The sequence below is a fragment of the Rhodococcus sp. IEGM 27 genome, from assembly GCF_033142305.1.
In the GTDB taxonomy this organism is placed as follows: domain Bacteria; phylum Actinomycetota; class Actinomycetes; order Mycobacteriales; family Mycobacteriaceae; genus Rhodococcus_F; species Rhodococcus_F oxybenzonivorans.
On sequence record NZ_JAWLSG010000004.1, the window covers coordinates 412,894 to 429,164 of the forward strand.

General features: G+C 65.6%; 13 protein-coding genes. 4 read left to right on the plus strand and 9 right to left on the minus strand.

Annotated elements, in window-relative coordinates:
- Positions 1 to 170 precede the first annotated feature (170 nt).
- From R4P95_RS16700 to R4P95_RS16720, 5 genes are all read right to left on the minus strand, one after another.
- A complete protein-coding gene (locus R4P95_RS16700; RefSeq protein ID WP_317745894.1) occupies positions 171 to 584 on the minus strand; it encodes an oxidoreductase family protein in 414 nt (137 codons plus the stop codon).
- Positions 585 to 1,375: 791 nt separating this feature from the next.
- A complete protein-coding gene (locus tag R4P95_RS16705; protein WP_317745893.1) occupies positions 1,376 to 2,677 on the minus strand; it encodes a TetR/AcrR family transcriptional regulator in 1,302 nt (433 codons plus the stop codon).
- A 15-nt stretch (positions 2,678 to 2,692) separates the two neighbouring features.
- Positions 2,693 to 3,553 (minus strand): alpha/beta hydrolase, encoded by an 861-nt coding sequence (locus R4P95_RS16710; RefSeq protein WP_317745892.1) that lies wholly within the window; start codon positions 3,551 to 3,553, stop codon positions 2,693 to 2,695.
- 113 nt (positions 3,554 to 3,666) lie between these two features.
- A complete protein-coding gene (locus R4P95_RS16715) occupies positions 3,667 to 5,874 on the minus strand; it encodes a 3-hydroxyacyl-CoA dehydrogenase NAD-binding domain-containing protein (RefSeq protein WP_317745891.1) in 2,208 nt (735 codons plus the stop codon).
- Positions 5,875 to 5,896: 22 nt separating this feature from the next.
- On the minus strand, positions 5,897 to 7,123 hold the full coding sequence (locus tag R4P95_RS16720; protein ID WP_317745890.1) for an acetyl-CoA C-acetyltransferase: 1,227 nt from the start codon (positions 7,121 to 7,123) through the stop codon (positions 5,897 to 5,899).
- 352 nt (positions 7,124 to 7,475) lie between these two features.
- Between R4P95_RS16720 and R4P95_RS16725 the strand changes: the two genes are divergently transcribed.
- Positions 7,476 to 8,516, plus strand: a complete 1,041-nt coding sequence (locus R4P95_RS16725; protein WP_317745889.1) for an ABC transporter ATP-binding protein — start codon at positions 7,476 to 7,478, stop codon at positions 8,514 to 8,516.
- A complete protein-coding gene (locus R4P95_RS16730; protein WP_317745888.1) occupies positions 8,506 to 9,834 on the plus strand; it encodes an NlpC/P60 family protein in 1,329 nt (442 codons plus the stop codon). Before R4P95_RS16725 ends, R4P95_RS16730 begins: the two co-directional genes overlap by 11 nt.
- Before the next feature lie 5 nt (positions 9,835 to 9,839).
- On the opposite strand, the gene R4P95_RS16735 is transcribed toward R4P95_RS16730, so the two are convergent.
- Entirely contained in the window at positions 9,840 to 10,544 is a 705-nt protein-coding gene (locus tag R4P95_RS16735) for a nitroreductase (protein WP_213576617.1), read from the minus strand.
- 215 nt (positions 10,545 to 10,759) lie between these two features.
- On the opposite strand from R4P95_RS16735, the gene R4P95_RS16740 reads away from it, so the two are divergent.
- Together R4P95_RS16740 and R4P95_RS16745 are read left to right on the plus strand one after the other, a co-directional pair.
- The gene (locus tag R4P95_RS16740) at positions 10,760 to 12,073 is read left to right on the plus strand and encodes an oxygenase MpaB family protein (protein WP_213576616.1); all 1,314 of its coding nucleotides are present in this window, start codon (positions 10,760 to 10,762) and stop codon (positions 12,071 to 12,073) included.
- A gap of 1 nt (position 12,074) precedes the next feature.
- Positions 12,075 to 13,226: a CaiB/BaiF CoA-transferase family protein gene (locus R4P95_RS16745; RefSeq protein ID WP_317745887.1), complete on the plus strand. Its 1,152-nt coding sequence runs from the start codon at positions 12,075 to 12,077 to the stop codon at positions 13,224 to 13,226.
- Between the two features lie 62 nt (positions 13,227 to 13,288).
- Here the strand turns inward: R4P95_RS16745 and R4P95_RS16750 are convergent, their stop codons facing one another.
- The 3 genes from R4P95_RS16750 to R4P95_RS16760 are packed head-to-tail and all read right to left on the minus strand — an operon-like array spanning position 13,289 to position 16,118.
- Positions 13,289 to 14,428: an acyl-CoA dehydrogenase family protein gene (locus R4P95_RS16750; protein ID WP_317745886.1), complete on the minus strand. Its 1,140-nt coding sequence runs from the start codon at positions 14,426 to 14,428 to the stop codon at positions 13,289 to 13,291.
- A 2-nt stretch (positions 14,429 to 14,430) separates the two neighbouring features.
- Positions 14,431 to 15,600 carry an acyl-CoA dehydrogenase family protein gene (locus tag R4P95_RS16755; protein ID WP_317745885.1) on the minus strand — a complete coding sequence of 390 codons (1,170 nt, stop codon included), beginning with the start codon at positions 15,598 to 15,600 and terminating at the stop codon, positions 14,431 to 14,433.
- Positions 15,597 to 16,118, minus strand: a complete 522-nt coding sequence (locus R4P95_RS16760; protein WP_317745884.1) for a hypothetical protein — start codon at positions 16,116 to 16,118, stop codon at positions 15,597 to 15,599. The genes R4P95_RS16755 and R4P95_RS16760 overlap by 4 nt, the downstream gene beginning before the upstream one ends.
- Positions 16,119 to 16,271: the final 153 nt, after the last annotated feature.

Consider the following 16,271-nt stretch of genomic DNA (forward strand, 5'->3'; position numbering starts at 1 on the left):
CATACAAAGTGTTCATACGTGATGTCAATCACTGGGGGTGAGTAATTCCGGACACGAAAATGGGGATGGGCCAGTAAGAGTCCTGGTGCACACAGCAGTGAGACCTTCTCCGGCCCATCCCCTCGAAGCGCGATGGAACCTTCGACCGGCAACGGGCCGGCGACGGGAAGTCAGTCCTCGAAGAGCAATGCGAACGGGTCGTGATCCTCGATGGCCGCCGCGTATCGATGTGCCATGGCCGCAACGGTTTCCGATGGCTGCATCACCGTCGGAACACACATCCACGCGAACCCGTGCAAGGTGTGCCGTCGGTAGTCGTCCCATGCATCGTCTCGTGAAATGTGCGGACCGCCATGAGCTTTCAAAGCGTCGAGGTAGTGAGCCAGGAGATCACGTTCGTGCATGCGGCGATCCTCGATGCTGAGCGCCGAGCCGATGAAGTCGGTGACGTCGTGCGACCACGGTGCCAGGCATGCCGTCTGCCAATCGAGGAACGCCGGTACCTGCCCCGGAATCCGGTACAGCTGAGCGAGTGTGCGTCCCCGTGGTTGATGGTGTGCACTGCGCTGTCGTCGTGCTCCCACAGCGCGCGGAATGCGCGTCGGACTCTTTCGTCGTCCCGCAGGCCGGGCGACAGTTCGGGAACCTCGTCACGACTGATCAGGGTGTGGAATTGCTCGGGGCTGAGCATGACCTGGAATGCCTGCCGGGCCGCTTCGACACCGATCGGGAGCCACTCGTACCGACCCTTGGTGCTTCCCCACAGCGGTCCGTGCCAGCTGGCCTGCACCTCGTGCGTTTCGGCGACGCTGTCGGTCGACCAGAGGTTGGTCGCTTCGCCGAATTCGGCCCCACGCGGGGTGAGATCTTCGAGGATGACGATGCCCTGCTCCGGTTCGGTGCGAGGTCGCGGTAGAAGTAGCCCTCCAGTTCGTAGGCTGCCCCCAGTCCGAACGCGCGACTTCGCTATCGAAACCACCCTTGATGCACACTTTTTCGGGAAGTCCCTGCGAATCGCCGTCGAAGGTGAGCCGTGCGAATGCCTTGGTTGCCGAGCCCCAGATGACGCGATCGATATCCACTGCGGTCACTCGCACACCCGGTCGGCCGGCACCGAGAGCTGCGGTCATCCATTCCGGTGTCAGCTCTTCGATGGCACGGACGAGGCGGGCCGTAATAGCGCCGGCGCCGACAGCAGGAGTGGTAACGGTGTGAGTCATGTCACCGACAATACAAAGTGTTCAGACGCGATGTCAATGAAATCTGAGGCGGCGCCAACTGCCCCCGAAACAAAAAAAGGCACGCTTCGCGAGGAGGCGTGCCTTGCGGCCTGTGAGTACTTATTGACCGCCGACGGTTAATAAGTACTCACAGGTCAGAGACCGTATATGGCGGAGACAAGCAATTCGCCGAGCAGTTTGGTCACGGCGCCGAGGTCTTCGAGGTGCTCTTCCTTCGCCATCGAACCGGCGACGGTTCGTTCGATGGTCCACATGCACACGGCAGCGAATTCCGCTGCGGGAGGGCCGTCGACCGCGATTCCGGCCGCGCGGTCGGCTTCGATCATGGTTTGGAGCGCCGAGGTCATGCGCGTCATGGTGTCGAGATAGTGACGTCGTAGTTCCGGACGTCGGGGCCATTCGTGGACGGCGTTGCGGGCGACCGCCAGGGTGGCCTCGTCGAGGTCGAGCCAGTCGGCCACCAGATCCCGGATCCGGGCCGGGTCGTTCCGGTCCACCTGCACCAGCAGTTCGAATCCGCTTGCGATCCGCTCGGCGAATTCCTTGAACAACGCTACGAATGCGTCGTCTTTGCTCCCGAAGTAGAAGTAGAACGTTCCACGGGACGCGTCGGCCCGTTCGAGGATCTGGGCGACACTGAGTTCGTCCAGGTTCTCCTCCTGAAGCAGGTCATTGACCGCTTTCAGGATGGTGGCTGCGGTGTCGGTGTTCGCCGTGACCTCTCCGGCGGCGGTGGGAGGGGTGGTGGGCACTGCCGTCTGACTCTTCGCCGCCGACCTTTTCCGCTTCCTGCGTTTGACCGGCCGCTGATTGCCGTAGATCGCGGCAAACGTCAGTGCCACGATCGACTCGACCGCACTTTCGGCGGACGGCAACCGCTCGTCCAGGCCCTTCGAGCCGACATAGAATGTTCGCTCGACACCACCGACGAGCATGGTGGCGATCATTTCCGCCGGTGCACCGTCGGGTGCGGCACCGTTGGCACGCTCGTGGGTGATCTGTTCCGCGACAGCGTCGACGAACTGCTCGAGCATCACCTTCCACGCCGCGGCGACGGCAGGCACGCTGTGCATCTGCTCCACCGCGGCGCAGATCACCCCACCGTGCCCGGACCACATGTCGATGGTGCCCCGCAGGCTCGCATCCATCGACTTGGCACGGGTCCTACCGGGTGGGGCCTGCCAGGGAACGGCCTCCGAATACGCGTCGCCGAACAGTCGCGCGATCATCGCGACGAGGACGTCGTACTTGGATGCGAAATAGTGATAGAAGTTTGCCCGCGACAGGCCGGCGCGCTTGATGATCTGCGCGACGGTGAGATCCTGCATCGAGGTTTCCTGCAGCAACTGCTCCGTCGCCTCGAACACTGCCACCTCGGCGCCACGCTGCCCGTCGTGGGCGCGTGGTCGTTGTCGCGCTACCGGCCGTGTACTCACGATTTCGAGAATATCCTATGTCTGTACACTATGACTGGACGGGCCCTCGGCCAGTCGAACGTGCGGCTCCTTCACCAAGGTCACCGCGCGGAACAGCGCCTCGTCGAACAGGTCCGGCTGCTCCAGCATCGGATAGTGCCCGCAGTCGAGTTCCACCAAGGTGCTGCCGATCCGCTCCTGCACCCAGTGCGCCCCACGGACGGACAGCGCCGGGTCGGAGGTCCCGATGATCTGGGTAACCGGAATATCGAGGTCGTCCAGGACGAACGCCTGGGACGTCCGCAGGAGTGTGGTCATGCACGCGTTGGCCGCCCAGCTCGGCGTCTGCAAGGAGATGCGCTGCAGCCAGTCGAGGGTCTGAGCGTCCGGCGGTGTTCCGAACGGATCGCCGACAGCCCGTCTCCGGTAGTCCAAGCGCCCCGAGTGCTCAGCCGCATGCATGCCGCCCTCGACTGCATCGGCCGGCACGCCGAACTGGTAGTCGGGCTGACGGGCGCCGGCCACCCCGTTGGAGGCGACGAGTACGAGGCGATCCACCAAATTCGGGTAGCGGTGGGCCATCCGCAGTGCGGTCATACCGCCCAGCGACCAGCCGACAACGGTCGCGCTGCGGACATGGAACGCATCCAGGACTGCCGCGCCGTCGTCGGCGAGACGGTCGATGTCGTAGCGACCCCACGGTGCGTCGGATCCACCGTGCCCACGCAGGTCCATCGCGAGCACGCGGTGCCCCGCTTCTGCGAGCACGCGGATCTGGCGGTCCCAGACCGCGGAGCTCAGGCTCCAACCGTGGATCAGCAGCACCGGGTCGCCGGCACCCAGCTCGAGTACCTTGACCCGCACGCCGGGCTCGACCTCCACCATCGTCGAACTCATTTCTCTCCTTCTTCGTGCTTCGCGGCCGATCTTCGTGCTTCGCGGCCGCGCGGCCGGCAGACGTGGAAAAGCCGGGCGGACGGGGCCTGATCGGCTCCCGCCCGCCTGGCCGCCTAGGGGGCGCCGACCAACTCGGCGGACCGGGACCGCGCGAGCGTCGTGCCCGCGTCCACCAGTTGCAGCAGCGATTCCGGAGGGGCGAAGCGCTCGCCGTAGGTCTCGGCGAGGTACCGGGCTCGGGCGACGAAGCCCGCCACACCGCCGTCGTATCCGTCGACGAACTGCAGCACTCCACCGGTCCACCCGGGGAATCCGATGCCGAGGATCGAGCCGACGTTGGCGTCGGGGACCGCTTCGAGGACGCCCTCGTCGAGGCACTTGACCGTCTCGATCACCTCGGCGAACAACAGCCGCTCCACCACGTCGCCGAACGGGACGTCGGTGTTCTCGCCGCCGAACGCGTCCGTCAGTCCGGTCCAGAGTCGAGTGCGTTTGCGGTTCTCGTCGTACTCGTAGAACCCGGCTCCAGCCAGCCGGCCCGCCCGCCCGAACTCGGACAGCATGCGGTCGAGAACGGCCTCGGCGGGATGGCCGATCCAGGCCAGGCCGGCGTCCTCGGCGGCCTGCTTACCCGTGTCGCGGACCCGGCGCAGCAGTTCGAGGTTCAATTCGTCGGTCAGCTGGAGCACGGGAGCGGGGTACCCGGCTTGGGAGCTCGCCTGCTCGATCGTCGTCGCCGGCACCCCCTCCCCGAGCAGCGCCATGGCCTCGTTGATGAATGTGCCGATCACGCGGCTCGTGAAGAATCCGCGGCTGTCGTTGACGACGATCGGGGTCTTCGCGATCTGCTTCGCCAGATCCAGTGCCCGCGACAGCGTATCGGCGGAGGTCCTCTCCCCCTTGATGATCTCCAGCAGGGGCATACGGTCGACCGGGCTGAAGAAGTGGAGTCCGATGAAATCTTCGGGTCGGCCGACGTTCTCGGCGAGCCCCGTGATGGGCAGGGTGGACGTGTTCGATCCGATGAGGGCGCCGTCTGCGAGGTGGGGTTCGATCTCGGCGAGCACCTGGGCCTTGACGGCGGGATCCTCGAACACGGCCTCGATCACCAGATCGGCGCCTTCGGCTTCCTCCGGGCGGTCGGTGGGCGTGATGCGCGCGAGGAGCGCGTCACCCTTCTCCGTCGACGTCCTGCCCGTTGCGATCTGCTTGTCGATCAGCCTGCGCGAGTAGCCCTTCCCTCGCTCCGCGGCGTCGAGTGTCACATCCTTCAGGACGACGTCGATTCCGGCTCGGGCGCACTCGTACGCGATTCCGGCACCCATCATGCCTGCCCCGAGGACGACGACCTTCTGCGCGCGCCACGGCGTGCGATCGGCGCTGCGACCGCGAGCGCCATTCACGGATTGCATGTCGAAGAAGAACGCCTGAATCATGTTCTTGGCGATCTGCCCGGTCGCGAGGTCGAGAAAGTAGCGGGCCTCGATCCGCAACGCGTTGTCGAAGTCGACCTGCGCGCTCTCCACGGCTGCCGCGACGATGTTCTGCGGGGCCGGGTAGTGCGCTCCCTTCAACTGCTTGCGCAGCAGCGCGGGGATCGCGGGGAGCCGGGAATGCAGTTGTCCGCTGCGGTCACCGGGCGCTCCACCGGGAATGCGGAATCCCTTCACGTCCCACGGCTGGACCGCGTCCGGGTGCGCGAGAATCCACTTCTTCGACGCGACAATCAGGTCCGGCCTCGACTCGACGAGCTCGTCGATGATCCCGAGTTCGTGCGCCGATCGGACGGTGCGGCGCTGTCCCTGCAGCAAAAGTTCCGACAGTGCACGTTCGACGCCGAGCATCCGCACCGAGCGGACGACGCCGCCGGCTCCGGGCAGCAGACCCAGCGTCACCTCCGGCAATCCGACGAAGCTGCGCGGGCCGTCCAGCGCGACGCGGTGGTGCGCAGCCAAGGCGAGTTCGAGTCCGCCGCCGAGCGCGGAACCGTTGACCGCCGCGACGACGGGCCGTCCGATTGTTTCGAGGCGGCGCAGCAGCGCGCTGTTGCGGTCCACGAAGGTCGCGAACTCGTCGATGCGATCTTTGGATGCGTCCCGCAGATCGTTGAGATCTCCCCCAGCGAAGAAGGTGTCCTTACCGGACGTGACGACGACACCGGTAATGGTGTCGCGCTCGTTCTCGATGCGGTCGAGTGCCGCGCCGAGCGCGTCGACGAATCCTGCATTCATCGTATTGACGCGTTGAGTCGGGTCGTCGATCGTGAGCACGACGATGCCGTCGTCGTCACGTTCCCAGCCGATGATTGTGTTCTGGCTCATAGCCTTTGTGGTCCTTCCGGTTTCAGCTTGCCTGGAGTGCTTCGACCACGGTCGCGATGCCGATGCCACCGCCCACGCAGAGGGTGACCAGGCCGTACCGTCCGCCGGTGCGATGCAATTCGTCGAGGAGCGTGGACACGATCATGCCGCCGGTGGCACCGAGTGGGTGCCCCATCGCGATGGCGCCGCCGTTGACGTTCACCTTGTCGAGGTCGAGGTCGAGATCACGCACGAATCGCAGGACGACCGAGGCGAAGGCCTCGTTGATCTCGACCAGATCGAGGTCGGCCGGCGTGAGTCCGGCCTTCGCCAGCGCCTTCCACGAGGCGGGCGCAGGGCCGGTGAGCATGATGGTGGGATCGGCACCGGACACCGCGGTTGCCACGATGCGTCCGCGCGGCGTGAGCCCGAGTTCGCGCCCGACGTCCTCGCTTCCGATCGCCAACAGCGAAGCACCGTCGACGATTCCGGAGCTGTTACCTGCGTGATGAACGTGGTCGATGCGTTCGACCGTGTGAAACTTCTGCAGCGCAACCGCATCGAACCCGGCCGACTCGCCCAGGGCGGCGAACGACGGTTTCAGACCACCGAGCGATTCGACCGTCGTACTCGGCCTGATCATCTCGTTGGTATCGAGCACCACCCGGCCGTTCAGGTCACGGACGGGGACGGTCGAATGGTCGAATCGCCCCTCCTGCTGAGCCCGGCTTGCGCGCTGGTGGGAACGAACGGCGTAGGCGTCGACGTCCTCGCGGGTGAAGCCTTCGATCGTCGCGATCAGGTCGGCACCCACGCCCTGCGGCACGAAATGGCTGGCGAAATTCGTGGCCGGGTCGTCCATCCACGCACCGCCGTCGGACCCCATCGGTACCCGGGACATCGATTCGACTCCACCGGCGAACACGAGGTCTTCGAATCCCGAACGGACCTTCTGAGCTGCGATGTTCACGGCTTCGAGACCCGAGGCGCAGAAACGGTTGAGCTGCACCCCTGCGACCGTGTCGGGCAGACCGGCAGCGATACTCGCTGTGCGAGCGATGTTTCCACCCTGCTCGCCGACCGGGGAGACCACACCGAGCACGAGATCGTCGACACGATTCGGATCCAGGCTGGGATTGCGGTCGAGGAGATCACCGATCAACCCGACGGTCAGATCAATCGGTTTGACGGTGTGCAGAGCACCGCCCGGCTTCCCCTTCCCCCGTGGCGTCCGGATCGCGTCGAAGATCAGCGCTTCAGTGGCCGGCATCGAAAGACTCCTTGTTCTCGCTGAATGGCTGCTTCGCCGCAGCACATCGCGACCATACATTGTGTTCATATTCTCTGTCTATACCCTTCAGGAATGGCGGGCCGAAGACACGAAATCGCTCGCCCCGTCGAGAGAGCCTTCGATGCAACTGGATCCGAATATCGGCAAATTGGTCCTTACGCCGAGACGACGTGTGGTGGTATATCTCGGTAGTCGATCAACGCTGGGCATTCGCCACAGTGGACGAGCCCCATGCAATCCCATGGCGCCGCTTCGTCCTGCGTGCACACTCGTCGCCCAGCCAACCCCGGTCCGAGCCATTCGGACCGGTCCCTAATCACTGGAGGTTGTCGTGGGTGTCGAAGTATCCGTCGAAGGACTGACCAAGTCGTTCGGCTCGCAGAGGATCTGGCAGGACGTCACGCTGACGCTTCCTGCCGGTGAAGTCAGTGCGTTGCTGGGCCCGTCGGGTACGGGTAAGTCGGTGTTTTTGAAGTCGTTGATCGGTCTGCTCCGCCCGGAGCAGGGCTCGATCGTGATCGACGGCACCAACATTCTCGAGTGCTCGTCCAAGGAGCTCTACGAGATCCGGAAGTTGTTCGGTGTGCTGTTCCAGGACGGCGCTCTGTTCGGGTCGATGAACCTCTTCGACAATGTGGCGTTCCCGCTGCGCGAGCACACGAAGAAGTCCGAATCCGAGATCCGCAAGATCGTGATGGAGAAGATGGAACTCGTCGGCCTGCTCGGGGCCGAGGAGAAGCTGCCGGGGGAGATTTCCGGTGGTATGCGCAAGCGTGCCGGCCTGGCCCGCGCCCTGGTCCTCGACCCGCAGATCATCCTCGTCGACGAGCCGGACTCGGGTCTCGACCCCGTCCGCACTACCTACATCTCGCAGACGTTGATCGACATCAACGCCGAGATCGACGCAACAATCCTGATCGTCTCGCACAACATCAACCTCGCCCGTACGGTGCCCGACAACATCGGCATGCTCTTCCGCCGGAAACTGGTGATGTTCGGACCCCGCGAGGTGCTGCTCACCAGTGACCAGCCAGTCGTCAAGCAGTTCCTCAACGGCACGATGATCGGCCCGATCGGCATGTCCGAGGAAAAGGACGAAGCCACCATGGCCGCCGAGCAGGCCATGGTCGACGCCGGCCACCACGCGGGTGGCGTCGACGACGTCGAGGGGATCGTCCCGCAGATGAAGGCCACCCCGGGGATGCCGTACCGGCAGGCCGTCGCCCGCCGGCAGGAGCGGGTCCGGCACATCATGCACACGTTGCCGGAGAACGCTCAGATCGCGATCCAGGAAAGCCTCGACGAGAATTCCGGTGGCTGGTTGTACGACGACAGCACCGCGCCGTTGGAAGGTGCGGTCGATGTCCGTTGATCCGTCGACCCTGATCGTCGCCGCGGTCGCGGCAGCAGGTGCGTTCATCCAAGGCACCGCTGCCCCACCGGAAATCAAGGATCAGGCGACGCAGACCCTCGAGTCCTATTCGCCGGCCACCGCGGACCAGCAGGTGTCCGACCTGATTTCGGCGCTGCCCGAGCCGGTACGCGCCCCGACGCAGCAGGCGGTGGACGACATCGCTGCCGCAGCAGCGGCTGCGCTCGAACCACATCTGCCACCCGGTGCCCTGACTCCCCCGGCACCCGCTCCTGAACCGGCGGCGCCTGCGGAGCCGGTCATGGAGACCCCGGTGCCGGACCCCGCTCCGCCGGCGCTGATGTTCCTGTCGAGCCCGCCCTCACCGGAAGGGGATTCGATCGGCGACGGTGCTGTGCTGCAACCGGTTCCGGCCGCCTTTCCGCGCGCCTCGCTCGCCCCGGTGGGGGCGATCGCACTGTTCGCACCGTGGTTGCGCAAGGCCGGTGCGATCTGTGACGGAATCAAGCCCGCGACCCTCGCAGCGCTGTATGCCGCCGAGAACGGATTCCGGTACGGGCCCACCGCACCGGTGTCCCCGGCCGGCGCACTCGGGCCGGGACAATTCATGCCCGGCACCTGGGCGATCTACGGCAAGGACGCCGACGAGGACGGCAAGGCGGACGTGCTCGGCATCGCAGACCCCGTGATGGCCTCGGGAAACCTGCTGTGCGACACCTACGAACAGATCGACGCCTGGAAACGCCAGGGCCGGGTATCCGGGGACACCCTCGACCTCACCATCGCGGCGTACAACGCCGGATCCGGTGCCGTATTGCGGTCGGGCGGAATGCCGTCCGGCAGCCCGGACTACGAGAACCAGACCAAGCCGTACGTCGCAAAGATCCGCGGCAGTGAACTGTCCTTCGCGCAGCTGCTCGCGCCGCTCATCGGGATTCCGCTGGGCGACGGCGTGGGTGGGCGGGTGGTCGAATCGGCCGTCCGCTACCTCGGTCTGCCCTACGTGTGGGGCGGCGGCAACGTCAACGGCCCCTCCGGGGGTGGATTCGACTGCTCCGGCCTGACGTCGTTCGCGGTCCATGCCGCCGCGGGCATCGCGCTGCCACGGACATCCGAGACCCAGTGGAACGTCGGGCAGGAGATACCGATGGATCAGGCGCGACCCGGGGACCTGCTGTTCGGCAACTGGCAGTCCGGCGGTCCCGGGCACGTCGCCATCTACATCGGTAACGGTCAGATGATCCACGCCCCCACCACGGGTGACGTCGTGCGCATCGCCGACGTCTTTCCCGAGATGAAGGCCCGGCGCATTTTCTGACCGGCTCAGCTCTCCAGCCAGGTCACGACTTCGTCGCTCGACTGCCGCTCCGTCCGATACGAATTGATCGGATGGTCCGTGTCCGGGTATCCGAAGGAAATGCCCAGAAGCACCTGACGACCTTCCGGGATGTCGAAGAACTCGCGGATGAAGGGTGCCTGGCTGGCGAGCGCGGCCTGGGGAATCGTGCCGATACCGTGACTGTGCGCGGCCAGCAGGAAGCTGTTGACGAAAACCCCACAGTCGACGGCGCCGTACGTCCCGAGCGCGGCCTCGGTGGTGACGATGGCGACGTGCGGCGCATCGAACAACTCGAAGTTGCGCATCATCTGACGCGCGGACGCGATCCGATCCCCCTTGGCAATACCCACGCTTTCGTACAGTTGCCATCCACTGGCACGCCGGCGCTCCTGGTAGACCCCCTCGTATGCCTTCGGGAAGGGGATGTCCGGGTTCTCTGCCGGTGCCTGCCCGACGTGTTCGGTCAGTGCTGCGCGGAAGCGGTTCGTCGCCTCCGCCTCCGCGATATGGAGATGCCACGGCTGCGTGTTGCACCACGAGGGGGCCCGCCGGGCAGTGTCGAGGATCGCGGTGATCACCTCCCTCGGCACGGGGTCGGGCCGAAACCCCCGGCAACTCCATCGACTCTCCATGAGAGTGTGCAAAACCTCGTGACCGGCGGTGACGGGCTCGACCAGATGTCGTGTCATTACTGTGCCTCGTTTCTCCGATGGTGACGACCACCTACGACCGAGCTCGGATTCGAGCTCGCAGTACCACTGAATAACAGCACCATACAGTGCGTGTAGACAAGGTGTTCAGTTTGCCCTACGCTGTTTGTAATGGAGGTCACAGGGGGCGGGCCGGGCGGAAGTGCCCGCCCATCCGTCCGGCCGAATACACAGCTCAGACGTGAGGAGTAGGGATGACTGCCACCACCGAGACACCACGACGCGAGGGCGCACTCGACGTGCCAGAGGGTCTGCCACGCGGCATCGATCTCGGCCGGATCAACAATCGGGACAGGGCAATCGCCATGTACGGCCGCGAATTCGCCGAGAAGCTGACCGATCACGCGCTTCTCGCGGACGACGCCGCGTACCGGGCCATGCGCGACTTCCGCGACAAGTCCACGGGCGCCAACTGGCGCACCTTCGACACTGCGCTCGAGCACGGCATCGATGCCCTGGACGACCCGCCCGCCGGCATGGTGGAGCTGTTCCGGCAGCTCGATCACATCCCGGACTGGGTCGACTTCGACCAGCTCTACCGCGGCGCCGTCGCCTTCTGGCGGGCCGGGCCCATCGTTCCGCCCATCCTCGCCTGGGCCACCATCGCCGGCGGATTCTCGATGTACAGCGCCACCCGGCCGGTCCTGTTCAGTGGCCGGTTGCGGAAGGCCGACCATGTCGGTACCCGTCTTGTGGAGAGCTTTCGTTACGTCGTCGCCGCTTACACACCCGGCGGCATGGGCCGTTTCGAGGAGGGATTCCGACTCACCGCGAAGGTCCGCATGATTCACGCGGCAGTCCGTCACGGCCTGAGCCGATCGGACGCCTGGGACTGGGAAAACTGGGGTATCCCGATCAACAATCTCGACTCCATGGTTACCCAGGCCGGCCAGTTCGGCGTGAAATTCCTCGATGCCGTGCACAGCTCCGGAATCCGGTTCACCGATAGGGAAATCGAGGACATCTTCGCCCTCAGCCGCTACGTGGGATGGGTGATCGGGGTTCCCGAAGACATCCTGCACACCGACTACGACGACGCCCGGAAGAAGACGGACTTCCACACCCTCGTCGAGCAGCCCGCCGACGACCTGTGCCGTGACGTCGTCCATTCCGTGATCAAGTTCAGCGTGGAGAATCCTCCGGGAGACGTGGAGGTGCTGCCCGCACCCGTCGCCAAGTTCATGACCACCGACCGCCGCCTCAAGCTCGCCTACGGAATGTTGTCGACCTGGCTGCCGGCGAGTGTCATCAAGGACCTGCACATCGAACCCACACCGTGGCGTTTCGTATTGCCGGCGGTCAAGCCTTTGCTGACCTTGTCCAACCGCGTCGGACGTATCCTTCCGCACGACGACGAGGCGGCCACCTTCCGAATCCTGAAGCAGTTCAACGCCGCGATCGCAGTTCCGGAGTCGGAGAAGGCGAAGGCCGTCGCCAATCCCGACGAGGTCGGGGCCGATGCCGCAGCCAACAAGGGCGGAATGCCCGTCGTCGCGAAGGCAGGCTGACGTGGCAGATACGACTCAGGCTCCCCTCGCCGGTGTCCGGATCGTCGAACTCGCCGGGATCGGGCCCGGCCCGTTCGCCGGGATGATGCTCGCAGACCTCGGCGCGGAGGTGATCTGCGTCGACCGCCCCGGCGGAAACCCCTGGGCCGCCAGCGGACACGGGGTGATGTTCCGTAGTCGCCGGTCGATCGCGGTCGATCTCAAATCGTCCGACGGCGCCGAGATCATGCGCCGGCTCTGCACGAGTGCGGACGGGGTCATCGAGACGTTCCGTCCCGGTGTGGCCGAGCGCCTCGGCGTCGGACCTGCCGACTGTATGGCGGCCAATCCTGCACTGGTATACGGCCGAATGACCGGATGGGGTCAGGACGGCCCACTGGCGTCGATGCCCGGACACGACATCAACTACATCGCGCTCACCGGCGCACTGCACGCGATAGGACGCCGGGGCGAAGCACCGGTCCCGCCGCTGAACCTCGTGGGCGACTTCGGCGGCGGCGGAATGCTGCTCACCGTCGGCATGCTCGCCGGAATCATGTCCGCGCGGACCACCGGTGTGGGACGCATCGTCGACGCCGCCATGATCGACGGCGCATCGGCCCTCATGGCAATGTTCCACGGCCTCCGGGGCGAGGGAGCGTTCAGCGAGAACCGTGGCACCCACCTCCTCGACACCGGCGCGTTCTTCTATGACGTCTACCGCACCCGGGACGAGAAGTGGGTCAGCATCGGCGCCATCGAGGATCAGTTCTGGCACGACCTGTGCGACGCACTCGACCTCCCGGCCGAGGTGCGCCACAACCAGTTCGACACCACCCGATGGGACGACTTCCGCGACATCCTCGGCCGGCGGATCGCCACGTTCGACCGGTCCGAACTCGACAACCTGCTACTCGGCCGCAACACCTGCTACGCCCCCGTCCTCACACTCGCCGAGGCGGCCGCACACCCCCACCACGTCGCCCGCGGAACGTTCGTCGAGGTGGACGGCGTCGTGCAAGCCGCCCCGGCTCCCCGCTTCGACGGGGCACCGGCCACCAAACCGGGACCGCCGCGCAAGCCGGGTGCCGACACCCGCCAGATCCTCATCGACGCCGGCTACGGCGCCGCCGAGATCGAGAGGTTAGTCTCCAGCGGCGCTGCTGCAGAATAGTTTTCGCAACCACATGAGGGCGGGCCGGGAATTCTTCCCCGGCCCGCCCTCATGTGGTGTTCTCACAGTCCCAGGGAGCGTCCCACGATCTCGCGCATGATCTGGTTGGTACCGCCGTAGATCTGCTGTACCCGCGAGTCCCGCCAGCGCCGGGCCACCTCGTACTCCTCCATGTAGCCGTACCCGCCGTGCAACTGCAGACACGTGTCCAGGGCCTCGAATTCGAGCTCCGTGGTCCAGAACTTGGCCCCTGCCGCATCGGCCGCGGTGAGCTCACCGTTCCCATGCGCGTCGAGACAGCGGTCGAGATAGATCCGCGCAATCTGCACCTTGGTCGACAATTCGGCCAATGTGAACCGATTTGCCTGGAAGCTGCCGATGGGACTGCCGAAAGCGCGCCGCTCCTTGGCGTACGACAACGCGAGCTCGAGGGCGTACTCGGCGCTCGCCACCGCGACAACGGCCATCGACAGCCGCTCCTGGGCGAGGTTCGCCATCAGATAGCGCAAACCCTTGCCCGGTTCGCCGAGCACGTTCTCGGCCTGCACCTCGACGTTCTGAAAGAACAATTCGGCCGTGTCCTGGGCCTTGCGCCCGATCTTCGACAGCTTGCGTCCGCGTTCGAAGCCCGGCTGCCCATCCTCGACGACGAAAAGGCCGAAGCCGCCGCCGTCCTCGTCGGGGATCCGTGCGGCGACGATCACGAGGTCGGCCTGCATGCCGCTGGTCACGAACGTCTTCGACCCCGTGATCCGCCAGCCGGGTCCCTCGCGGCGCGCAGTCGTCTTGATCGCGCGCAGATCCGATCCGGTCCCCGGTTCGGACATCGACACAGCGATCGTGCGCTCACCGCTCACGATGTCGGGCAGCCAGCGTTTCTGCTGCGCCTCGTCGGCGAGGTCGAGGAAGTACGGGAGGACGATATCGTTCGTCAGGGAGAACCCGTCACCGACAGTCCCGGTCCGCACGACCTCCTCGTTCAGTACCGCGTTGAAACGGAAGTCGCGCAGTCCGCCGCCCCCGAATTCCTCGGGTGCGGCGAATCCGACGAGACCCTGTGCCGCCGCCCGGCGCCAGAAATCGCGGTCGACCATCCCCGCTTCTTCCCACTCGTCGGAGTGAGGCACTGCTTCTTTGATCAGGAAGGCGCGAACCGCCTCGCGGAACTGTTCGTGTTCGGGTTCGAAAATGGTGCGCTTCATGATCACAGGCCCATCGATCGGCCGATGATTTCCCGCATGACCTCGCTCGTGCCCCCGTAGATGCGCCCGATCCGGGCATCGACGTAGGCCCGCGCGATCGGGTACTCGGTCATGTAGCCGTAGCCGCCGAACAACTGCAGGCAGCGGTCGGTGGCGGTGCCCTGCAGCTCGGAGGCCGCGAGTTTGGCCATCGCTGCCCGTTCCGGCGTCAACGTGCCGGCGACGAGTTCGGTGACGCAGCCGTCGACGAAGGCCTGCATCACCTCCACCTCGGTCTTGATGCTCGCGAGCACGAATCGGGTGTTCTGGTAGCTCCCCACGCTGCGCCCGAAGACGCGGCGCTCTTTCACATAGTCCACTGCCCACTCCAGGGCCTGCGCGGCGGACGCGATACTCGCCACGGCGATCGTCATGCGTTCCTGGGCCAGATTTGAGACGAGCGAGCGGAAACCGCTGCCGGGCTTGCCGAGCAGGTTCGCCGCGGGAACCCGGGCGTTGTCGAAGAACAGCTCCGCGGTGTCCTGCGCGTGCATACCGATCTTCTCGAGGTTGCGCCCCCGCTCGAAGCCGGGAGTATCCCGCTCGACCACGATCAGCGACAGACCGCCGTGGCGGTCAGCCTCGCGCTCCGTGCGGGCCGCCACGATCACCAGATCGGCGTTGTGCCCGTTGGAGATGAACGTCTTGTTGCCATTCAGCACGTAGTGGTCACCGTCGAGGATCGCCGTGGTGCCGATGCCCGCAAGGTCCGAACCCGTGCCCGGTTCGGTCATCGCGATCGCCGCGATCAGCTCGCCCGACGCCAGACCAGGCAGCCAACGTCTCCGCTGCTCGTCGTCGGCGTACGCGAGGAAGTACGGGACGCAGATGTCGTTGTGCAAGTTGATGCCGACCGAGACCGTCCCGGTGCGAGCGATCTCCTCCGCGATCACCGCGTTGAAACGGAAGTCCGATACTCCGCCACCGCCGTACTCCTCCGGGATCTCCATTCCCAGAAAGCCGAGGTCGCCGGCTTCGCGGAATACCTTGCGGGGCACGATGCCGTCGCGCTCCCACTGGGCGTACTGCGGCACCACCCGCGATTCCAGGAAGGCGCGGAAGCTGTCACGGAAGGCTTCGTGTTCGTCGTCGAACAGGGCGCGGCGAGCGCGCGCGGGTTTGTCATTACTCATGACCAGCATCGTACAAGGAATCCATACACGGTGTATAGCCTTGATGTATGCTCGAAATCCAGTCGCGCACCCGGCTGCAGGGTCGAGGGAAGGTTGACCGCTTCCTGAGGCACCTGGTGTGGGAGGGTGACCGCGCAGTAGAGGATGTGGCCGCGGTCGCCCCACCGTTCCGCGGTCCGAATTGCCCGGTCCACGCGCTGGACCTGGGACCGCGTCTCCTCCTCGAGTTGCTGGGCGTCTCCGCGTGCCGTCGACAACGCCTCGCCGACGGTGTTCCACCGGTCCGGGTCGTCGATCAGGGTCTTCACCGCGGTGTAACCGACGGCCGGCAACCGCGACTGCGCCTCGTGCTTATTGACCGAGCGCACCTTGCGCTGACGTGAACTCGGCGGCTGGCGAATCGAATCCGGAATCGGCAAGTCCCCGCGTTTACGTTCGGAGACCTCGGGCACGGTTGCTCGCGGGAAGGCCCGCTCCAAGTCTTTCCGAGCACGGGTGAGTTCGGCGTCCTCGACCATCCTGTCCAGCTCCCGCGCCGAGTCACGCTCCTGTGCGCGATCGTCGTACGTGGCGGCGGAGCGGTAGCCGGCGGGCTTCGATGCGGGCGTGGTGCGGGTGCCGGCCTCCGGTCCAATTGGGCCGGAGGCGCGTCCGGGCTCACGGATGTTTTC

Excerpts from the sequence above, each read along its gene's own strand:
- R4P95_RS16750 (WP_317745886.1), bottom strand. The coding sequence starts at position 14,428 with ATGAAGCGCACCATTTTCGAACCCGAACACGAACAGTTCCGCGAGGCG.
- R4P95_RS16755 (WP_317745885.1), bottom strand. The coding sequence starts at position 15,600 with ATGAGTAATGACAAACCCGCGCGCGCTCGCCGCGCCCTGTTCGACGAC.
- R4P95_RS16760 (WP_317745884.1), bottom strand. The coding sequence starts at position 16,118 with ATGGTCGAGGACGCCGAACTCACCCGTGCTCGGAAAGACTTGGAGCGG.
- R4P95_RS16740 (WP_213576616.1), top strand. The coding sequence starts at position 10,760 with ATGACTGCCACCACCGAGACACCACGACGCGAGGGCGCACTCGACGTG.
- R4P95_RS16715 (WP_317745891.1), bottom strand. The coding sequence starts at position 5,874 with ATGAGCCAGAACACAATCATCGGCTGGGAACGTGACGACGACGGCATC.
- R4P95_RS16735 (WP_213576617.1), bottom strand. The coding sequence starts at position 10,544 with ATGACACGACATCTGGTCGAGCCCGTCACCGCCGGTCACGAGGTTTTG.
- R4P95_RS16710 (WP_317745892.1), bottom strand. The coding sequence starts at position 3,553 with ATGAGTTCGACGATGGTGGAGGTCGAGCCCGGCGTGCGGGTCAAGGTA.
- R4P95_RS16720 (WP_317745890.1), bottom strand. The coding sequence starts at position 7,123 with ATGCCGGCCACTGAAGCGCTGATCTTCGACGCGATCCGGACGCCACGG.
- R4P95_RS16730 (WP_317745888.1), top strand. The coding sequence starts at position 8,506 with ATGTCCGTTGATCCGTCGACCCTGATCGTCGCCGCGGTCGCGGCAGCA.